23 protein-coding genes are annotated in these 19541 nt (G+C 43.4%); 19 read left to right on the top strand and 4 right to left on the bottom strand.

Annotated elements, in window-relative coordinates; translation table 11 throughout:
- Nucleotides 1–78 precede the first annotated feature (78 nt).
- A complete protein-coding gene (locus tag F6X55_RS08235) occupies nucleotides 79–396 on the top strand; it encodes a DUF6123 family protein (protein WP_037329022.1) in 318 nt (105 codons plus the stop codon).
- 370 nt (nucleotides 397–766) lie between these two features.
- Here the strand turns inward: F6X55_RS08235 and F6X55_RS08230 are convergent, their stop codons facing one another.
- The 3 genes from F6X55_RS08230 to F6X55_RS08220 form a co-directional block, all read right to left on the bottom strand.
- On the bottom strand, nucleotides 767–1156 hold the full coding sequence (locus tag F6X55_RS08230) for a ribonuclease HI family protein (protein ID WP_153462691.1): 390 nt from the start codon (nucleotides 1154–1156) through the stop codon (nucleotides 767–769).
- A 164-nt stretch (nucleotides 1157–1320) separates the two neighbouring features.
- A complete protein-coding gene (locus tag F6X55_RS08225; protein ID WP_026570170.1) occupies nucleotides 1321–2016 on the bottom strand; it encodes a queuosine precursor transporter in 696 nt (231 codons plus the stop codon).
- Nucleotides 2017–2218: 202 nt separating this feature from the next.
- On the bottom strand, nucleotides 2219–2419 hold the full coding sequence (locus F6X55_RS08220; RefSeq protein ID WP_026570171.1) for a cold-shock protein: 201 nt from the start codon (nucleotides 2417–2419) through the stop codon (nucleotides 2219–2221).
- A gap of 308 nt (nucleotides 2420–2727) precedes the next feature.
- Here F6X55_RS08220 and F6X55_RS08215 point away from each other — a divergent pair, with 308 nt between their 5' ends.
- Together F6X55_RS08215 and F6X55_RS08210 are read left to right on the top strand one after the other, a co-directional pair.
- On the top strand, nucleotides 2728–3582 hold the full coding sequence (locus F6X55_RS08215) for a DUF72 domain-containing protein (protein WP_153462689.1): 855 nt from the start codon (nucleotides 2728–2730) through the stop codon (nucleotides 3580–3582).
- A 17-nt stretch (nucleotides 3583–3599) separates the two neighbouring features.
- Nucleotides 3600–4208, top strand: coding sequence for an HD domain-containing protein (locus F6X55_RS08210; RefSeq protein WP_237648620.1), 609 nt, complete (start codon nucleotides 3600–3602; stop codon nucleotides 4206–4208).
- 188 nt (nucleotides 4209–4396) lie between these two features.
- On the opposite strand, the gene F6X55_RS08205 is transcribed toward F6X55_RS08210, so the two are convergent.
- On the bottom strand, nucleotides 4397–5476 hold the full coding sequence (locus tag F6X55_RS08205) for a C40 family peptidase (RefSeq protein ID WP_153462688.1): 1080 nt from the start codon (nucleotides 5474–5476) through the stop codon (nucleotides 4397–4399).
- Nucleotides 5477–5639: 163 nt separating this feature from the next.
- Between F6X55_RS08205 and F6X55_RS08200 the strand changes: the two genes are divergently transcribed.
- From F6X55_RS08200 to F6X55_RS08125, 16 genes are all read left to right on the top strand, one after another.
- Entirely contained in the window at nucleotides 5640–6392 is a 753-nt protein-coding gene (locus F6X55_RS08200; RefSeq protein ID WP_051390407.1) for an anthrax toxin lethal factor-related metalloendopeptidase, read from the top strand.
- A 19-nt stretch (nucleotides 6393–6411) separates the two neighbouring features.
- Nucleotides 6412–7371, top strand: coding sequence for a thymidylate synthase (locus F6X55_RS08195; protein ID WP_153462686.1), 960 nt, complete (start codon nucleotides 6412–6414; stop codon nucleotides 7369–7371).
- Nucleotides 7372–7389: 18 nt separating this feature from the next.
- Nucleotides 7390–7926: a dihydrofolate reductase gene (locus F6X55_RS08190; protein ID WP_153462684.1), complete on the top strand. Its 537-nt coding sequence runs from the start codon at nucleotides 7390–7392 to the stop codon at nucleotides 7924–7926.
- A gap of 126 nt (nucleotides 7927–8052) precedes the next feature.
- Nucleotides 8053–8253, top strand: a complete 201-nt coding sequence (gene tatA / locus F6X55_RS08185) for a twin-arginine translocase TatA/TatE family subunit (protein ID WP_026570175.1) — start codon at nucleotides 8053–8055, stop codon at nucleotides 8251–8253.
- Between the two features lie 18 nt (nucleotides 8254–8271).
- Entirely contained in the window at nucleotides 8272–8457 is a 186-nt protein-coding gene (locus tag F6X55_RS08180; RefSeq protein ID WP_026570176.1) for a twin-arginine translocase TatA/TatE family subunit, read from the top strand.
- Nucleotides 8458–8621: 164 nt separating this feature from the next.
- A complete protein-coding gene (tatC, locus tag F6X55_RS08175) occupies nucleotides 8622–9353 on the top strand; it encodes a twin-arginine translocase subunit TatC (protein ID WP_051382111.1) in 732 nt (243 codons plus the stop codon).
- 20 nt (nucleotides 9354–9373) lie between these two features.
- On the top strand, nucleotides 9374–9592 hold the full coding sequence (locus tag F6X55_RS08170; protein ID WP_026570178.1) for a YozE family protein: 219 nt from the start codon (nucleotides 9374–9376) through the stop codon (nucleotides 9590–9592).
- 111 nt (nucleotides 9593–9703) lie between these two features.
- The gene (locus tag F6X55_RS08165; protein WP_026570179.1) at nucleotides 9704–10858 is read left to right on the top strand and encodes an exonuclease SbcCD subunit D; all 1155 of its coding nucleotides are present in this window, start codon (nucleotides 9704–9706) and stop codon (nucleotides 10856–10858) included.
- A 1-nt stretch (nucleotide 10859) separates the two neighbouring features.
- Nucleotides 10860–13970 (top strand): AAA family ATPase, encoded by a 3111-nt coding sequence (locus F6X55_RS08160; RefSeq protein ID WP_153462682.1) that lies wholly within the window; start codon nucleotides 10860–10862, stop codon nucleotides 13968–13970.
- A 160-nt stretch (nucleotides 13971–14130) separates the two neighbouring features.
- On the top strand, nucleotides 14131–14478 hold the full coding sequence (locus F6X55_RS08155) for a DUF5365 family protein (protein ID WP_026570181.1): 348 nt from the start codon (nucleotides 14131–14133) through the stop codon (nucleotides 14476–14478).
- Nucleotides 14479–14554: 76 nt separating this feature from the next.
- Nucleotides 14555–14803: a DUF2584 family protein gene (locus F6X55_RS08150; protein ID WP_026570182.1), complete on the top strand. Its 249-nt coding sequence runs from the start codon at nucleotides 14555–14557 to the stop codon at nucleotides 14801–14803.
- Nucleotides 14804–15166: 363 nt separating this feature from the next.
- A complete protein-coding gene (locus tag F6X55_RS08145; protein ID WP_235162443.1) occupies nucleotides 15167–15571 on the top strand; it encodes a YqfQ family protein in 405 nt (134 codons plus the stop codon).
- A gap of 158 nt (nucleotides 15572–15729) precedes the next feature.
- The gene (gene msrB, locus F6X55_RS08140; RefSeq protein WP_026771278.1) at nucleotides 15730–16680 is read left to right on the top strand and encodes a peptide-methionine (R)-S-oxide reductase MsrB; all 951 of its coding nucleotides are present in this window, start codon (nucleotides 15730–15732) and stop codon (nucleotides 16678–16680) included.
- Between the two features lie 250 nt (nucleotides 16681–16930).
- The gene (locus tag F6X55_RS08135; protein ID WP_026570184.1) at nucleotides 16931–17704 is read left to right on the top strand and encodes a TerC family protein; all 774 of its coding nucleotides are present in this window, start codon (nucleotides 16931–16933) and stop codon (nucleotides 17702–17704) included.
- 21 nt (nucleotides 17705–17725) lie between these two features.
- Nucleotides 17726–18775 carry an AbrB family transcriptional regulator gene (locus F6X55_RS08130; RefSeq protein ID WP_153462681.1) on the top strand — a complete coding sequence of 350 codons (1050 nt, stop codon included), beginning with the start codon at nucleotides 17726–17728 and terminating at the stop codon, nucleotides 18773–18775.
- 134 nt (nucleotides 18776–18909) lie between these two features.
- Nucleotides 18910–19515: an alpha/beta hydrolase gene (locus tag F6X55_RS08125; RefSeq protein ID WP_153462828.1), complete on the top strand. Its 606-nt coding sequence runs from the start codon at nucleotides 18910–18912 to the stop codon at nucleotides 19513–19515.
- Nucleotides 19516–19541 lie beyond the last annotated feature (26 nt).

The raw sequence follows: 19541 nt of genomic DNA, 5'->3' as shown, positions 1-19541 counted from the left end.
TGTATAATGAGCTTAACGAAACATGTTACACTGGGTAAGTGATTTTTTCAGGGAGCAACGTTAGCAGGAGTGATGAAAATGGCAAAGGAGTTAGAAAAAAGGCATCCGTTGGGATACTTTATAGAAGACTTATGGTCGCAAGGATTTAAATTGTCAGATAAAGACATTCACTTTATTTACTTAGGAAAAAACACGACCAATGCTCCGGATTGGATGACAATCAAAGCATTGAAAGTGACCTTGCAATTCCAGCTTCACTTTGATGGCAGCTTCTTTCTAAGCGTTTTGGAACTTTTGGCAGGTGAACGAGTTAAAACATACAGTCAAGCAGATCGGCTGCTTAGGGAAAAAGGATTTTCTGTAAATAAAGAAAACGTTGAGAAGCCGGGCTTTTAGAAGGGTCCGTCCGGAGAGATGTGCTTTTTGTACGATATGCTAATCATGTTGTCGTTTAAAACAGTTCGATGAACTTATCGGTTTTCGGTTGCATGGAGCACAATTGCCTTTTAATACAGTGACTTCCTTAGAATTTTATAACTAGAAGCTGCTTTAGATTTTCTCGTCCGATTGTGGAGGAGGATGGATAGCAATTGTAATAATTAGTACTGCGGGTGGTAAAGAAAGCGCCTTTCGAGGGGGGACAAGCCTTAAGGAGACAGGCTTGTTCCTTCTTATTTATGACATGAAATTCCTTGTCTCTTTAGTATTGAAGGCAACCGAGTCAGTAGTTTGTTTATGCACTTACTTTTCTGGAGTCTGCCTGTCTCTAATTAAGGTGGATAGCTTGGCGTGCCAGCTTGTCTGCATGTTTATTTTGCTTTTCGGGAATCCATTTAATAAAAAAGTGGGGGAAAGCTTCTACCTGATTTCTTATTTCTTGTAAGTACGGCAGGAAAGTTTGATTTTTTGTAAAATCTTTTTCAATTACGTCGACGACTAGCTTGGAATCTGAACGGAAGGAAAGTATCTCATCCCGGAAGTTGTCCCGGCATACTTCCAATCCCTTTATGACGGCTTGGAATTCAGCTTGGTGGTTGGACATGGAGCCTAGCGGGATTTTATATTCATAGGTTTTCTTGCCGTCTTTTATAAAAATACCTGCTCCGCTCAACCCCGGGTCGCCGCTTGCGGCTCCATCGGTATAAACTTCGATCAATTCTTTTTCTCCTTTCTGTAACAAAGAGGCACAGTTCCCCTTCTGGGTTTGCGCCTCTTTATTTCAAACTTTTTCTATATTCTCAAGCGCGTGGAAGCATCAGTTGAAAAGTTAATGCCCGACGCCACAGATACTGACTACAAAGAAAAAAGTCCGTGCCCAGCCTATTCTGCTTCCTCGACTGCATGATTGCCATGCATGCGTTTCGCCCAATATAAGAACGGTGTATCGATAGCTGCTACAATGAACTTGATTATATACGTAGTGAAGAAAATTTCCATCCATACCCCGATAGGATACTCGCCGAAAAAGGCAATTCCGCAAAAGACAGCACTGTCCAGCAGTTGACTGACCATCGTACTGCCGTTGTTACGCAGCCAAAGGTACCTTGAACCCGGGAAAAGGCGTTTCAGTTGTGCGTAAATCCATACATCGAAGTATTGACTGATTATATAAGCCGCTAAACTTCCGGCAGCAATTTTTGGAGCCAGACCGAAAAGGGTTTCCATCGCAGCTTGAGCGATGTCATCCACACCCGGCTTAAACAGTAGAGCCACCTGCATCATGATGGTCATGGCGATCAATGTGAAAAATCCCATCCAGACGGCTTTCTTCGCATCTCGTTTCCCATATTTTTCGTTCAGTATGTCGGTAGCCAGAAAGGCTGTCCCGTAAATGATATTGCCAAGTGTCGCCGTAAGGCCAAAGAGTTCGACCGTTTTGACGACTTGGATATTGGCTACTACGGTAGACATCCCGATCCAGACAAATAACCCGGGTTTTCCGAAAATACGATAAACAACAAGCAACATGCAAAAGTTTATCAGTGCGAATAAAATCCATAACAATTCGTTTTGCATCACTTATCCTCCTTAGTTTTGATAACGCGGGAGATTGCGAACCGCGTGCATAAAAGCAACAAAAATATATTATACTGCCAAGCGGACGATTATGCAATCGGCTTCTTACGATCCTGCAAAGGAGTCCGAGGAGTCTGGCACCCAAGTATGCAGGTAGTAAAAAAACGGTGATCGCCGGGATCACCGTTGGAATTATTAAAATTTATTGTTTTGTTACATTAGCAGCTTGAGGTCCGCGTTCGCCTTCGACAACTTCGAAAGTTACTTCTTGGCCTTCTTCTAATGTCTTGAAGCCTTCCTCTTGGATAGCAGAGTAATGGACAAACACGTCATTTCCATCCTCTAGCTGGATAAAACCATAACCTTTTTCTGCATTGAACCATTTTACTACACCATTTTGCATGTAAATTAATCCTCCTAAAAACCTGCACGTCAAACGTGGAAATTTTACAAAAAGATGGAATCCACCCCATGAAAATGAAGTAAGCAACATCTGTCAGGATAGCTCTCCCACCTTGTTTGCCTGAATCAAATATAGCGCATATTTTAAAACTAGTCAAGGAAATCAGGCATGGCGGACGCTGTTTGTCAAGGTACAATTTATCGACAATTCGCCTGACGGGGAGATGCTGTCCAGAATGGGTCGCGGTAGATAATAAACCGAATGTGTACTACCATAAATATAACCAACTACAGCGGAGGGAGAAGGAAATGTCGATCAATATAGGAGTGACTGGATGGGGGGACCATGAATCGTTGTATCCCGATAAGATACATCAGCAGGATAAGCTTGCTGTGTATGCTTCCCATTTCCCGGTTGTAGAAGTAGACTCTGCATTTTATGCAATTCAGCCCCAGCGTAATTATCGCAAATGGGTGAAGGATACACCAGAAGGCTTCTCTTTTGTAATAAAAGCTTACCAGCGCATGACCGGTCACGACCGCCAACCAATAAGTGTTCAGGAAGCAAAGGAATTATTCGAGGGTTATCGGGAATCCATCGAGCCTGTAATTAATGCAGGCAAGCTGAATGCCTTGCTGTTTCAGTTTCCGCCTTGGTTCGATGTCAGCAAAGAACATATCGCCAAACTTCGGAAAATAAAAGAATTGCTGCCCGATTTGCCACTTGCGCTGGAGTTCCGAAATCGTTCCTGGTTTAGTGACAAGTATCGCGCAAACACCTTGAGTTTCATGCGAGAGGAAGGGTGGATACATACCATTTGCGATGAGCCGCAGGCCGGGGAAGCATCAGTACCGACCATTTTGGAACCGACTAATCCCGACAAAACCTTGATTCGTTTTCATGGGAGGAATGTCCATGGTTGGAACCGAAATGGGAGAAGCGACTGGCGTGCCGTCCGATTCTTGTATCGATACAACGAGCAAGAGCTGGCTGAATGGAAGCGGCATATTGAAAATCTCGCCGAAAAAACGAAGCAAATAACTGTACTGTTTAACAACAACTCTGGTGGGGATGCAGCCGATAATGCAAGGCAGCTGATTGAACTGTTGGGTATTAAATACGAACAATTAAATCCTCGTCAGCTTGACTTTTTTAACTTCTAGCGGAAGGGTGGGTATATGTGAATTCTGTACAGTTGCATCAAATTGAAACATATGTCTATGAAAAATTCTGCAAGGAGGGGACCGGCCATGATTATGCACACATGAGAAGGGTCGCCCTTATGGCATGTGAGCTTGCAGTTCTGGAAAATGCAGACAAACTGATTGCGGAAGCAGCTGGCTGGCTCCACGATATAACGGATGCCAAATTAACGTGCGACCAGGGAGCTGCCAAGCAGGAACTTGTCCAGTTTATACAGGATATTGGGATCAGGGAGGAAGAGTGGAGGGCGATTGACAAAGCTATCGCTGATGTTTCTTTTCGAGACGGCCATAAGCAACCAGAAACGCTGGAGGGAAAGATTGTCCAGGATGCAGACAGACTTGACGCAATCGGAGCAATTGGAATAGCCAGAGCTTTTGCTTTTGGGGGAGCGCGCGGCCGGCTGATCCATGAAGAAGGGAATGACCAGACAACCATCCAGCATTTTTATGAAAAATTATTGTTATTGAAGGATTTAATGAATACCGAGGCTGCAGCAAGGATTGCCGAGGAGCGCCATCGGTTCATGGAAGGATTTCTGCGTCAATTCTATCTGGAATGGGATGCCAGGCGTGGGCCCTTCTAAGCGACTATTATAGTAATGATATTATGATAATAAGAGAAAGGGAAGCGCCCCCTTCATGCTTAAGCAGAGCCTCGGAGCGGAAGTAACGGCCACACGGTGGATTGCCTTAAGCATGAAGGGCGCAGATGCTGTAGCTGGACAGCATCTAGTCGGGGTCCATCCTGCTTCTATTTTAAAAAAGACGGCTGTCAAGGTTGTATGTTTATACGTTTTGCGCCGAGATAACGAGGGTTCCAGTAGGGATTATCCATGTCACTTATTTCGACACCGCGTGATTCGCCGGCATGAATGAATTGATTGTCGCCGACATATATTCCCATGTGTGACGGCCCTTGTTTATACGTTTGAAAAAAAACAAAATCGCCTACCGAGGGAGAATCGACTGGTTTACTAACATTCCATAATTCATTGACGGTCCGCGGAAGTTTGATTCCATAAGTTTGATAAATATATTGAATCAAACCGCTGCAATCGAAACCGTCCGGGGATGTTCCTCCCCAGGCATACGGGGAGCCGACCAATTGCTTCGCAGTCTGAATGACGGCTGCAGGTTCGGCAGCTACTGATGATTTTTTGGCCGGTTTAGGAATTGTTTCCTTCTGTTCTGCTGTATCCTTTCTCTCTGTAGCAGAATGAGCTGTTTGTTCGGGCTCTGGTTTGGCATGGGCCGGCAAAACTTCCTTTGCCGTTTCTTTCTCTTTAGCAAAAAATGCATCGATGGTGGTTTTGTCGATTCTTTCCTTAGGTGCCACTCCGTTATCTTTTTGGAAAGCAAGCAACGCTTGGGCTGTCATCGGACCGAAAATTCCATCCACTTCCATTTCATAGTAACCGAAGTAGTGAAGGGCATTTTGGATTTTTTTGATATCTTTGCCGGTTTCTCCAGGATAAAGGGCGGCGTCAATTTCTCTTAAAGGTGCCAGCTGTTCGTTTCTTTCTTCTACGATCAATTTCTCTACCGTCTGTTTGTCTGCTCTCCCTGAGACCATCAAATCATATTCTTTTTGAAATTTTTTCAGAGCATATTCGGTATATATACCGAAATCCCCGTCGATTGGCTGAGAAAAAAACGAGAGATTGGATAATTTATGCTGTAAAATTTTCACGGATTGATTATGCTGTCCATAATAGAGTGTATTGGATTCTTTTATCATTTCATTTTCTAAAACCGGATATGCGTCTACATAAAAGGCAAATGGCTGGGTCAGCACAAAACCATAAGACATTGAATGCTTGACGACATGTTGAACACTTGCTTCAGTAAGCATGCCAAAACCCCTTTCCGATTTGTGCTCTTAACAAGATGTATGTAGAATGGACGGGAATATGATTGTAATTCGTAATCGAAATACAATTGTAATATGTTAAAATAGAGTTACCACTTATGATGAAAGCATGATCGTCGGAGAGTGATCATCCTGATCACTAAATATGGAACGAATAAACCGATTTACAAAACCTGCTTTAGTCATTTTTATTTTTTTGATTTTTCCGTTTATCGATATCACCAGCCCATTTCACGGAATAACGCTAAACAAGGCGAACGGAAGTGATTATATCCGGATGCTTGAGAAGCTGGACAATTATGATTTGCTCGATGAAATCGTCGTTGTGCCAGAAAGCCCGGAGAATCCTGCTGCTGTGACAAGAATGGTGACAAGGCTCAATCATATTGATCGGAATCTGCTGCAGCTTTTGGCTGCACAGCAGGTAAAGGTTCGTTTGTTTGAAGGCCGGTTGACAGATGAACCGTTGCTTTACCATTTGAAATGGAAGCAACCGAGGGGATGGCGACAGGATACAACGTGGGAAGAAGTTCCGGGTGCCGGGGGAGGATGGCTCGTGTCTGCCAAAATAGGTGCCAGCCTGCCGGGGAATGGTCATGGGGCATTCAACTTGGAATTGCATGAAACAGGACACACCATTTATCGATTGCTGGGCACGGTGCCTCGACTGGCGGAGCAAATGGAGCAAAATTGGAAGGAAGAAGCAGCCAAGCTGTTTCCTGGTGACGATTATTTTCTTACATATCCTTCCGAATATTTTTCCGAAGTGTTTGCTTATTATTATGCAGGTAAAGCTTCAAAGCAGACGGTTTCGGAAAAAGCGCCGCAGACTTATCGTTTTTTTACTAGGTTAAAGCAATTGGATTCCTCTTCGATCCCACCATATTATTTCAATTGATGAAAGGAATTTGTTATAGATGAATAATGGAGAACTAGCTTATCTGGATTTATGTAAAACAGTGTTGGAAAAAGGGAACAAAAAACAGGACAGAACCAATACAGGGACTTTTTCGGTGTTTGGTCACCAAATGCGTTTTGATTTGAAGGAAGGCTTTCCTTTGCTTACGACAAAGCGCGTCCCCTTCCGCCTCATTGCCAGTGAACTTTTGTGGTTCATCAAAGGGGACACGAATATCCGTTACCTGTTGGAGCATAACAACAATATCTGGAATGAATGGGCTTTTAAAACATGGGTTGAAAGCGATGACTACCAGGGACCTGACATGAGGGATTTCGGGCATCGAAGTCAACAGGATGAACAATTCCGTGCCATATACAACGAGCAAATGGACTCTTTCAAACAAAAAATTTTAACAGATGATGCCTTTGCAGCGAAATATGGCGATTTAGGATCGGTTTATGGACGTCAGTGGCGTGCCTGGACAACCTCCAGAGGAGAAACGATTGATCAACTAAAACAAGTGATAGAAGCAATCAAAAACAACCCCGATTCCAGACGGCACATCGTGACGGCTTGGAACCCGGAGGATGTGCCCGGGAATATGGCGCTGCCTCCGTGTCACACTATGTTTCAATTTTATGTTGCGGACGGGAAACTGTCCTGCCAGCTTTATCAGCGAAGCGGCGACATCTTCTTAGGCGTGCCTTTCAATATCGCCAGTTATGCTCTCTTGACGCACTTGATTGCGTTTGAATGCGGGCTGGAAGCAGGAGATTTCATCCATACACTTGGTGATGCCCATATCTACAGCAATCATATCGAGCAAGTAAACACGCAATTGGCACGCACTCCTTACCAGTTCCCGGAACTAGAAATCAATCCGGAAGCGGGTTCCATTTTCGATGTAGAGATGGAAGACTTGCAAATAAAAAACTATGAGTCACATCCGCCGATAAAAGCACCAGTGGCTGTATAGAACGGGAGGAAGGACAGGATGATTTCACTTCTTTACGCTATGGACCGGAATCGAGTGATAGGATATCAAAACGATTTACCTTGGAGGCTGCCGAATGATTTGAAGTTTTTTAAGCAGATGACCACCGGCAACACGATTATCATGGGGAGAAAAACGTTCACATCCATGGGCGGCCCCCTTCCTAACCGCGAAAATGTCATTTTGACAAAGGATCGAAGTTTTCAGGCGGATGGCTGCCTTATCCTTCACTCTGTTGAGGAAATTCTCACATGGAGTGAAAAAGAGCCTGAAATTGAACTATTTGTAATAGGCGGAAGCGAAATATTCCGTCAGATATTGCCCTTTGCCGACCGGATGTACATGACTTTCATAGACGAAACGTTTCCTGGAGACACCTTTTTTCCTGCGTATGACGAAAGGGACTGGAAACTGTCAAAAAAAGTGCAAGGGGAAAGAAATGAACGCAATCCATATGACTACTATTTCCTTCAGTTCGACCGGAATGATCGGGACAAACAAGCTCCAATTGTATTTCAATCCGATAAAATGAAGTGAAATCGGCGTCGGTGGAGGACAGGCAGAGAAAAAAGTGGTAAGATGTACGTGAAAAGTTAAACGTATTGATTGGAGAAGAGATGACAGTCGCAAATAGGTTAATTTACAATAAGTAGGTGATGATAGATGTTGACGAGCATCGGCATACCCGGGTTGATTTTGATTTTGATCATCGTTTTGATCATTTTCGGACCGAAAAAACTTCCGGAAATAGGCAAAGCAACCGGGCAGACGTTAAAAGAATTCAAGAATTCCACCAAAGACTTAACCGAACCTTTCGAAGAAAATACAAAAAAAGATTCTTCAGACAACGGTGAGAGAAAATAAGAAATGGAGTGATTCCATATGTTCAGTAATATTGGTTTTCCAGGGCTAATACTCATTTTGGTAATTGCGCTGATCGTTTTCGGCCCTTCCAAACTTCCGGAAATCGGCAAGGCGGTGGGCAGCTCTTTGAGAGAATTCAAAAAAGCCACCAGGGATATCATCTCGGATGATGATCCTAAAAAAGTGGAAGAGAATCAAAAGTAGTAACTGATAAGGTATGAGTGCTTCTCTTTTTTCTGAAACCAGAAAATGGATAGGTGTAGAATCGCCGGTTTCCGTGCGATGAAGGTGTAGGGACAAGTTCCTTACATCTTCTTTTTGAGAAAGGGGGCTGTTTTTTGTCCGGTTCAGCTGGTTATGAAAAAGAAATGAATATGACAGATCATTTAACGGAACTACGCAAACGATTGATTTGGACAGCGGTGGTTTTTGTTGCTTTTTTTGTTGTCGGTTTTGTGTTCGTCCGTGATATTTACGGCTTTTTTGTCAAGGACCTTGATTTCACTTTGAATGTAATCAGTCCAGGGGAAATTATCTGGATATATTTCACCATGGCTTCGGTGGTGGCGGTCGTCGGCACGATTCCGTTTTTTTGCCTTCAAGCGTGGCTTTTTGTGCGTCCTGGACTTACGCCGAAAGAAAGAAAAGTTTCTTTATCTTATATACCGGCAACTTTTTTGTTGTTCATCGGCGGGCTCGCTTTCGGTTATTATGTATTTATTGATTTGATACTACCGTTTTTGTTGTCGCTAAACGAAGGAATGTTCAATGAGATATTCACAGTAGACAAATATTTTCGTTTTTTACTGCGGGTAACACTGCCATTTGCTGTTTTGTTCGAGATCCCGATTATTACGATGTTTTTGACTAGTCTCGGGATTTTGACGCCGGATTTTATGAGGAAGACGAGAAAATACGCATATTTGATCCTGGTTATTATCGGTACGATGATTTCGCCGCCTGATTTTGTTTTACAAATTGTCGTAGCGGTCCCACTAATTGTATTATATGAAATCAGCATTTTCCTTTCCGCTTTTACTTATCGCAAAAGGCAAAGGAAGCACGATGCATTCATGGACAACGAGGATCAATCCGATTAACGGGAATGGAGGTGACAGGATTGCGTTCCTTTTATCATTATATGATGCGGTACCGCGGCTCCGGACCGAAGACTGATGAACGCCGCCTGGCCGACTGGATGTTCGAGGCTCACGATTTTCCAAAACAATCTACCTCTTATGACGAAGTCAGCCGCTATTTAGAATGGAATATTCCGTTTACGGAAGCGACCCAAGTCTTCGACAGGCTATGGGAAGATTATTTGATCAATGAAGGTTGATCGGTTACTAAAAGCCCTGCTAAACAGGGCTTTTTTTCGTCGACAAAAGCAAATTTTTCGCATGCCTGGTTGACAAGAACGTGCTAAAATGACAACTATGGAGGGATACACGTGAAAATATTACATACCGCTGATTGGCATTTGGGTAAAATTGTGAATAGTGTGCATATGACAGAAGATCAAGCTTATATGCTTGATAGAATGATAGAGATGATACGAACAGAAAAACCGGACGTGGTGATTATTGCTGGAGATTTATATGACCGCTCCGTTCCACCCAAGGAAGCTGTCGAATTATTGAACAGGGTATTGACTACCATTATCACAGAGTTGAAAACACCTGTTTTGGCAGTGTCAGGCAATCATGACAGCCCAGATAGACTCGATTTCGGCAGCAGTATATTCCGTTCCCAGCAGTTGTTTATTGAAACGAAACTAAGAGGGGCATTAGATCCTGTTACCTTACAGGACGAACATGGTCCGATTCATTTTCATTTGATCCCTTATATAGAACCAGCCGATGCCCGGGATTATTTTCAAGATGATAGCATCCAAAGCCATCAGAAAGCGATGGAAGCGGTTGTTGACCACATTGAAAGCAGGCATGACATGGAAGAACGGCATGTGTTCATCGGACATGCCTTTTTAGCAGGCGGCATGGAGTCCGAATCGGAAGAACGGTTGTCCATGATTGGCGGAAGTCCCTATATCGATGCCGGTTTGTTCAAAAAATTCGCTTATGTGGCGCTCGGTCACCTACATCAGCCTCAGCGGGTTACAGACGATAACATCCGCTATAGTGGATCATTGCTTAAATACTCTTTTTCCGAAGCAAATCAGAAAAAGTCGATCACTCTTTTGGAGATGGATAAAGAGGGAATCGTGGATAGACAGTACCTTCCACTCAAACCGAAAAGGGATATGCGGGTGGTGGAAGGCTATTTTGATGAACTAATGGAAGGAAACAAAGATTTTCCTGAAGAAGATTACCTGCATATCCGACTTTTGGATGATGGCCAGCTGGTCGATCCGATGGGTAAATTAAGAAAACGATATCCGAACATCCTCCGCCTGGAACGCCAGGTTTTGACATCTCAGATGCAGCTGAATGATTTGAACAAAATCCGTCAAAAACAAAAAATGTCCCACACGGAACTATTTGAATCGTTCTATCAGGAGATGAAAGGCGAAACTATACCGGATGCACGCAAGGAGCAAATGAATCACGTTGTCCAACTGTTGATGGATCAGGAAAGGGGGAAGTAACATGCGCGCAAAGAAATTATCGATGACAGCTTTTGGTCCTTATAAGGAAACTCAAATGATCGATTTTCAGGAGATTGGCAATGAATCGATATTTTTGATTACCGGCCCGACCGGAGCTGGGAAGACGACTATCTTCGATGCTATTTGTTATGCACTTTACGGGAGGGCGAGCGGTAATGATAGAGACCATGACTCCCTCCGCAGTCATTTTGCGGAAATCGATCAGCCAACCGAAGTAAGCTTTGAATTTGCTTTGAGGGGGAAAACGTATCAAGTAAATCGATTTCCAAAACAAAAGAAACGTAAAGAACGGGGAGACGGGTTCACAGAAGACCCCGCGAGAGCGGAATTATATGAAATAAATGATGGAAAGACAGTATTGGCGGCTTCAAAAATAAAAGATGTAAACGAAATGCTCGAAGAACAGCTGGGTTTGGATTATGAGCAATTCCGAAAAATGATCATGATTCCTCAAGGGGAATTTCGAAGGCTTATTTCTGAAAACAGTAAGGAACGAGAAGAAATTTTGCAAAAGATTTTTCATACGTACTTTTACGCACAAATCACCGAGGAATTGAAGAAACAATCCAAGCAGCTGCGAGAGTCTATCGAACAGCTTGAAGAACGATTGGAACAGGAAGCTGTAAAAATACAGTGGAGGAAGAGTGAAACGGAAGAAGCAGACTCCGTTGAAATGATTTTGGAAATATTGAGCGGCGAGATTCACGAAGCACGCGAGGACCTGAAAAACGAAGAAGAACAGTTGGGCAAAGAAAAGAATGCATTGAATGCGGCTCAGGAGACGTATTACAAAGGGAAGCAGCTTTCGGAATTGTTTGCGGAATTTGATCAATTGAAAGAAACTTCAGCCAGGCTGAAAGACCTGCAATCTTCTATAAATAAAAAGCAAGAAAAACTCACATTGGCGGAAGCAGCAGCTAAAATCATCCCATTCGAAGAGCAGGTAAACAGGCGCAGAAAAGAATGGGAAAACCAAATTGCCAGACTGAACAATCAGAAAGCGAAAAAGGAAGAAACACAGGAATGGTTCCGATCAGTGGAAGCTGAATATGAAGCGGAGTTGGACAAAGAGAAAGAACGGAAACAACTGCAAGAACAATTGGATACGGCAAAAAAGCAATTGGAACAGGCTAAGCAGCTTGTCAAGCTTAAACAGGACGAAAAGCAAGCTGAGCAACAGAAACAAGCTGCAGAAACAAACATTAAGCGGATAATGGGCGACAGGGAAAAAATCCGCCACCAACTGGAAAAGCTGCAGGATCATGGACAACGGCATCATGAAAAAACAAAAAACTATTATCAAGCAGAGCAAAGAGCAAAAAAAGCAGAAGAACAAACTAAAAAGTTGGAGGACTTGCTCAAGCAATTTGAAAAGCTTCAAGAACTTCGCCACCAGTTTCAACAAGTCCACCAGAAATATAACGAAAAACAGCAATTCATTGAGCAGCTGCAAACAAAGATAAATGAACTCGAAGCAAAACAAGCGAACAATCAAGCGTTATTACTGGCGCAGCATTTGAAAGAAGGCTGCGCTTGTCCGGTATGCGGTTCGGAACGGCATCCTAATCCTGCGATAGGTAAAACAGAGGAGATTTCCGATCATACCTTGGAGGAAAAGAGAGAGCAACTTGAAACCGCTAAAAAGGAATTTGAAGATTGGCAGAAGTACTATATACAGGTGAAATCGGATGGACAAGCTCAAAGATCGTTAGTGGATCAGAACCATGCGGAATTCAAGGACACCATCGATACGCTGGAACAACAGGCAATCAAGACTCTTTTGACAAGCTGGAAGCAAACCGTTCTTGACGAGAAAAGCAAGATGGATTTTCTTCACAAAGAAATAGAGAAGATTGAACAAGCCAGTCGACAGTCGGAGAAATTGACAAAAAAACTCCGACAGCTGGAAGCAGAGATGGAAGAATTCAAACAGTCAAAAGAAAGCATCACAGAGTCATGGATGCGGATCAAAACGCAGGTAGAACAAGCTAAACAGCAACTCACAGAGGAAGACCAGGATCCCTCAGTCATTGAGGAGAAGGTGAACAACAGAGAGAAATACTTGTCAGAATGGCTGGAGAGATGGGAAAACATCCAAACCAGGTATCAAAATGGAAAAGAAAAGCTGCAAGAAATGAATACAATAATCGAGCAACAGCGTTTCTTTGCAAAAGATACGGAGCAAAAACTTGCTGCTGAACAAGCAGACTTAGAGGAAAAAATCGAGCACAGCCATTTTACTTCTTTGGAAGCCTATCAATCTGCCAGAATTACAGAGGACGACAGTTTAAAACTCCGGAAAGAAATCGAGGAATTCAACAAACAAAAACATACCGTCGAGGAACGTCTCCAAACCATCAACAAACAATTAGACGGGCAGGAAAAACCAGATATCGAAGAATTGGAAGCAACAGTCCGGGAGCGTTCGCAAAAGCTGGAGGAGGTCAATCAGAACATACAAAATTTGAAACTGACTTTGAAGGGATATGAACAAATAAGAAAGTCGATGCTTGAATTGCTGGAAGAAAAACAAATGAAAGCGAACCAATATTACGATATCGGAGAATTAGCTGACTTGGCCCGTGGGGAAAATCATTTACGTCTATCGTTTGAACGGTATGTATTGTCGGCATTTCTGGATGAAATTCTTTTACAGGCAAACATTCGTTTTGACCAAATGACGGACCATCGTTATCAATTGATTCGAAGTGATCAAATAGCCAAGCGGGGGGCACAAAGCGGATTGGATCTGGAAGTTCTCGATCACCACACAGGTTTGCAGCGCTCTGTCAAGACGTTATCCGGAGGAGAAGGATTCAAGGCGGCTCTCAGTCTGGCGCTTGGAATGGCAGATGTGGTTCAAGCCCATGCCGGAGGAGTACAGTTAGAAACATTATTTATTGATGAAGGATTTGGCACGCTTGATGAATTGTCACTGGAGCAAGCGATAGAATGCTTGAAGGGATTGCAACAAAGCAACCGATTGCTGGGTATCATTTCACACGTACCTCAGTTGAAAGAAGAAATACCGGTTAAATTGCAAATAACGCCCTCTCAAAAGGGTTCGAAAGCCTCCTTCCAGTTTGCTTGAATACCAGATTGCCAATAATTGCTCCTTAAATATCGAAAGAGGCTCATGATATAGTATAGGAAGAGGACCTAATAGCACAGATGCAATTTTGCCTGAAGGTGAGAAAAAACACTGTGGAGGCTCTGTTGCTTTTGCTATATAGATACACAGGAGGATTCGCATGAGAGTGATCACCGCTTCCACTTCAGAGCAACAGGAATATGTCCGTTCTCTGATGGAGGAAATTTATAACCGAATATTGCCAGAATACTTTTCCAAAGGCTACATAGCCAAGTTGAAGAACTTTCAATTAATGGATATCCCCTCTTTGCAGGAATTATCATTGACGGAAATATTCGAAGTAACCACAGCTTTACAGACTATTATGTCCATTCTGGACACCCACTTACAGCGAGGGGCGGAGATAAAGGAATACGAGGATACATTCCAAAAAAATATCCGGATGCTTGACGGTTATCATATTAATTTTCCATTCAATCTACGTGATTTTTGTGATGAATCATCCTGAACAGCAAATTTTGCTTGTCAAGCAAACAACCATGACGTACCATGATAGGTAAATGATATCGGGAGGTGGGTGTTGAATGTCAATGCCTATGTCAATTGAATGGAAACTGCTGACTCACGGTAGAGAAAAACGTTTGCAGCACCAGCAAAATATGTTTGAAATCGAGTTTACAGGATATAAATTATTTCCCATAAACCAGACAATCGAGATTAAACGGCACCACGATTCCGATCAAATAGGAAGCGGGAAGATTGTCGAGATTTCCTGGAAAGAAGAACGGACGGTTTGCACGTATCAGCTGCTTTCTTTATATAGCGTCAATTAGCGACAACCGATTTGGAGAAAAAGAAGGGCAAGTGTCGTATACTGCGCTTGCCCGGGAAATAATGCAAAACGATAAAGGAGCGTTCCATGAAGTCTTCAGCGGCTTATGGAAGCTCTTTTTTTATATATGACAGCAATCCCCGGAATACTCGATTAATGCCTACACTTCTTTTAGGCATGTAACGTACAATAAAGCAAATCATTTTTTGAAAAGAGGGGTTTTTGTATGTTCAATCCAAACCAAGGACCATCGGGCATCGGTTCATTCCCTTTTTCCCAAGGAGTAAGGCCGCCGGGTGGATTTCCGCCAAATTTTCCAACTCCATTTCAGGGAGGAGGACCGGCCCCTGGAGGAGGGAGGGGATTGGCGGGTTTGCTGCAGCGTTTCACCCAGCCAGCTGCCGTCTCCCAGTTTCCGGCAGCTGCAGGGGGTTCGAAGTTGACCAGTACACTGGGGAACGTGCAGCAAGCCATAAAGATGGCGCAGTCAGCTATGCCCGTCATCCAACAATATGGTCCGATGGTGAAAAACATCCCGATGATGATCAATATGCTGAAGGCTTTCAATGAAGACGATGACAGCGAGGGTGATGAAGAAACGGGAAAATCTGCATCCCAAAGTGTTTCACCGGAAGAAGAAGAGGATAAAATAGAAATTGAACAAGAAAATTTATATAAAATAGAAGCGGCAGATAAACCAAAGAGAAAGGCGCCCCAAAAAACGCGCAGTACTCAATCGGGCAATTCCGTTCCCAAACTATATATATAGATAAATGCAGACTGCTTGATTTTTCCGATGAAAAAGGAAAGAATAGTAACTATACACATTCATTCCTCAGAGCACTTCGGCTCAGAAAATGAAATGTGATCAAAAAACGGGAATGCAAAGGAATTGTTTCCGTTTTTCGTTTTAAAGGAGGTAACATAATGGCTGAAAAGGCAACTTTTGCTGGTGGCTGTTTTTGGTGTATGGTGGAACCGTTTGATGAACGGCCGGGAATCGAAAGAGTCGTTTCCGGCTATACCGGCGGAAGAACGGAAAACCCGACTTATGAAGAAGTTTGTTCGGATACGACAGGACATGTCGAAGCTGTACAAATTACTTTTGATCCGGATATTTTTTCTTACGAACGGCTATTGGACGTTTTTTGGCGGCAGATTGACCCCACTGACCCCGGCGGGCAGTTTAATGACAGGGGAGAATCTTACCAGACAGCCATTTTCTATCACAATGAAGAGCAAAAGCAATTAGCTGAAAAATCGAAACGACAACTGGAGCAAAGCGGTAAATTCTCTGAGCCGATAGTAACGAAGATTTTGCCGGCTGCGCCTTTCTATGAGGCGGAAGAGAAGCACCAAGATTATTATAAAAAGCAGTCTTTCCATTACAAATTGTATAAAAAAGGATCAGGCCGGCAAGATTTTATCGAGAAAACCTGGAAGCCTGAGAAGAACACAGAAGTACTTCGCCGTCAGCTGACACCGTTGCAGTACCATGTAACGCAGGAAAACGGTACGGAAACTCCGTTTCAAAATGAATACTTTGATAATGAAGAAGAAGGCATTTACGTGGATGTGGTATCCGGAGAACCCTTGTTTTCATCCAAAGACAAGTACGATGCGGGTTGCGGGTGGCCAAGCTTCACGAAGCCGATTGACAAACATCAAGTGAAAGAAAATACGGATACCTCTCATGGAATGATTCGTACGGAGATACGGAGCAGCCAGGCAGATTCTCACCTGGGCCATGTTTTTGAAGATGGACCAGAGGAAAAAGGCGGCATGCGTTATTGCATGAATTCAGCTGCTATGCGGTTTGTTCCTAAACAAAAGATGGAACAAGAAGGATATGGATATTTATCCTATTTGTTCAGCTAAGTAAAACCGTTCCGGAATAAGGATGTTTCCTGTTCCGGATTTTTTTCGTTTATCACGTTTTTCAATACCAGAAGTAGAGTTAGTGGAAAAGGTAGCTTGTGCTTGCAAAATATCCAGTGGAAGAAGGATGCAGGCATATGAATTTTCTTTGTCTGCCTGGCTCATCGGTACATATTCTCTGCCAGTTGGACAAGGCTCGATTTTAGGAAGGCAACGATTATAGATACACAGAAAGAAAGAAGGTCTCAAGATGGATACAGGTATTTTACTTGAGTATGGATGGACTTTGCTTGCGTTGATCGGCCTCGAGGGGCTGTTGGCTGCGGATAATGCTTTGGTGATGGCATTGATTGTCAAACATTTACCGGAAGAAAAACAAAGAAAAGCACTCCTCTATGGATTGGGAGGGGCCTTTGTTTTTCGATTCGGTTCTTTATTTTTCATTTCTTTTCTGATTGATATCTGGCAGGTTCAGGCTTTAGGTGCTTTATACTTGTTATTTATCTCGATAAATAATTTATTGAAAATCTTTTTTAAAAAAGAAGAGGCGGAGGGTGCCGTGGCAAAGCCAGCCAAGGGCTCTGGTTTTTGGACAACGGTTGTCAAAGTAGAGTTGGCGGACATCGCTTTTGCCGTGGATTCCATTTTGGCAGCCGTCGCATTGGCGACCACGCTCCCGCCGACTGCTATTCCGGCTATCGGAGGGATGGATGGTGCTCAGTTTGTTGTCATTCTTGCCGGCGGAATGATAGGTTTGATCCTAATCAGGATTGCCGCCTCTTATATCGTGAAGTTATTGAAGAAAAGACCAGGTCTGGAAGCAGCCGCCTATGTGATAGTCGGTTGGGTGGCTGTCAAGCTAGCGGTCCATACCCTGGCCCATCCTCAGTTAGCGATCATCCCGGCTGAATTTCCTGAAACGACTTTGTGGAAAACGATTTTCTGGGTGGTAATGGTGAGCATCGCATTGCTCGGTTGGTTTTGGAAACCTTCTGCCAATCAAGAAAGCAATCAAAAGTATTAAGCTGGAAAGCAGGTGGCTGGTATGGAGAATTTCTTGGTCCGATTATTTATCACCTATTTCATTGGAATTGTTGGTGGATTTTTATTTAATTGGTTACATCTACCGCTGCCTTGGATTCTCGGTCCGGTTGCCAGCCTGCTCATCTTTAAACTTTTTCCTTTTGCAAGCACAGCAGCTTCGTTACGGCTGAGGAAAGTCAGTTTTTCTATTTTGGGTATCCAGATTGGTTCCACATTCACTGCTGCAACACTGTCTACTGTCGTTCCGTATCTCATTCCTTACACAGCCATGACTCTGCTCCTGATTGCTTTAAGCCTGGTTAGTGCTTATTTAATAACAAAATGGGTGAATTTAGATGTGGCAACAAGTTTACTTGGCAGCATTCCAGGTGGTTTGTCGACTGTTTTAGCATTGAGTGACTCGTTCTATGGCAATACGGTGTTGGTCACCATTTTTCAAACCATTCGCCTAGTTGCTGTATTGTTCATCATCCCGTTCTCGGCTACCCATTTGTTTTTCCACCAAACACAACCTGCTGCACAAGGTGCAGTGGTGCAGCAGGCAGGTATTGGCCCGGCATGGACCATCATCCTTTTTATTGCTGCATTTTTGATCGGTTTCTTGCTGCAAAGGTGGGTGCCGGCATCGCTGGTTTTGATGCCGATGTTGATAACAGCTGCTTTGCAAATCAATGGTATCTCCTTATTCCTACTGCCGACTAGTGCTTATTTATTTGCACAGCTAACGATCGGCGTTTATCTCGGGGACTCGATTTCGGTCAAAGACCTGAAAACGGCTGGAAAGTATTGTGTTTATTTTTTCTGTCTCGCTATTTTGTTGATCATTACCTCGTTTATGTTCGGTTTCCTTTTTAGTTCTTTGACCAACTTGAATACTGCTACAGCAGTACTTAGCCTGGCGCCAGGCGGGTTAATCGAAATGGCTCTGACAGCGCAAGCAGTGAACGGTGATCCGTCGATTGTCAGCTCGCTGCAGATGATACGTCTGCTAACGATCGTGTTGGTGCTGCCATTTTTTCTGAAATGGCTGTTGAAAAAAATACATTCTTAATTGTCGTCCATTTGCCAGGAGAAAGAAATATGATAAAATAATCTTGAATCCGAGATATTATCAGGTGATAATAATAATAATATGTAAACTATATTTTAATCAGTAAGCGAACCTAAGGAGGATGCAAATTGGAAATGAAACATTTTTACCGCGAAGGTACAAATCCAGAAGCCCCTGTGCTGTTACTGCTTCACGGAACAGGAGGAACAGAAAAAGACCTTGAACCAGTAGCGGATATGATAGATCCAGAAGCTTCTGTGTTAGGAGTGAAAGGAAACGTATCAGAGAATGGAATGGCACGTTTTTTCCGTCGATTGCGGGAAGGTGTATTTGATGAGGAAGATTTGGTTGCCCGTACTAATGAGCTTCATGTCTTCCTCGATGAAGCCGCTTCTGCTTACCACTTTGACAGAAATAATATCGTAGCTGTCGGTTATTCGAATGGTGCCAACATTGCCGGAAGCCTGTTGTTCCATCACCCTTCTTCCCTTGCCAGTGCTATCTTGTTCCATCCAATGGTTCCCAGAAGAGGAATTGACCTTCCTTCTTTGACGGGAAACAGGGTGTTCATAGGTGCAGGTACAAACGATCCATTGATTGACAGCAAGGAAACCGAAGAGCTGGAGCAAATGCTAAAGAATGCTGGTGCACAGGTAACGGTTCACTGGGAAAGCATGGGACATCAATTATCTCAAAGAGAAGTGTTACAAGCAAAATCATGGTATAGTGAGGAGAGGTAGTAAATAACGATTTGGGAGGCAAGGCA

This window comes from Sediminibacillus terrae (genome assembly GCF_009602435.1).
GTDB lineage: Bacteria > Bacillota > Bacilli > Bacillales > Amphibacillaceae > Sediminibacillus > Sediminibacillus terrae.
The sequence above is the reverse complement of the archived record's forward strand: the minus strand, read 5'-3'. Positions and strand labels throughout refer to the sequence as shown.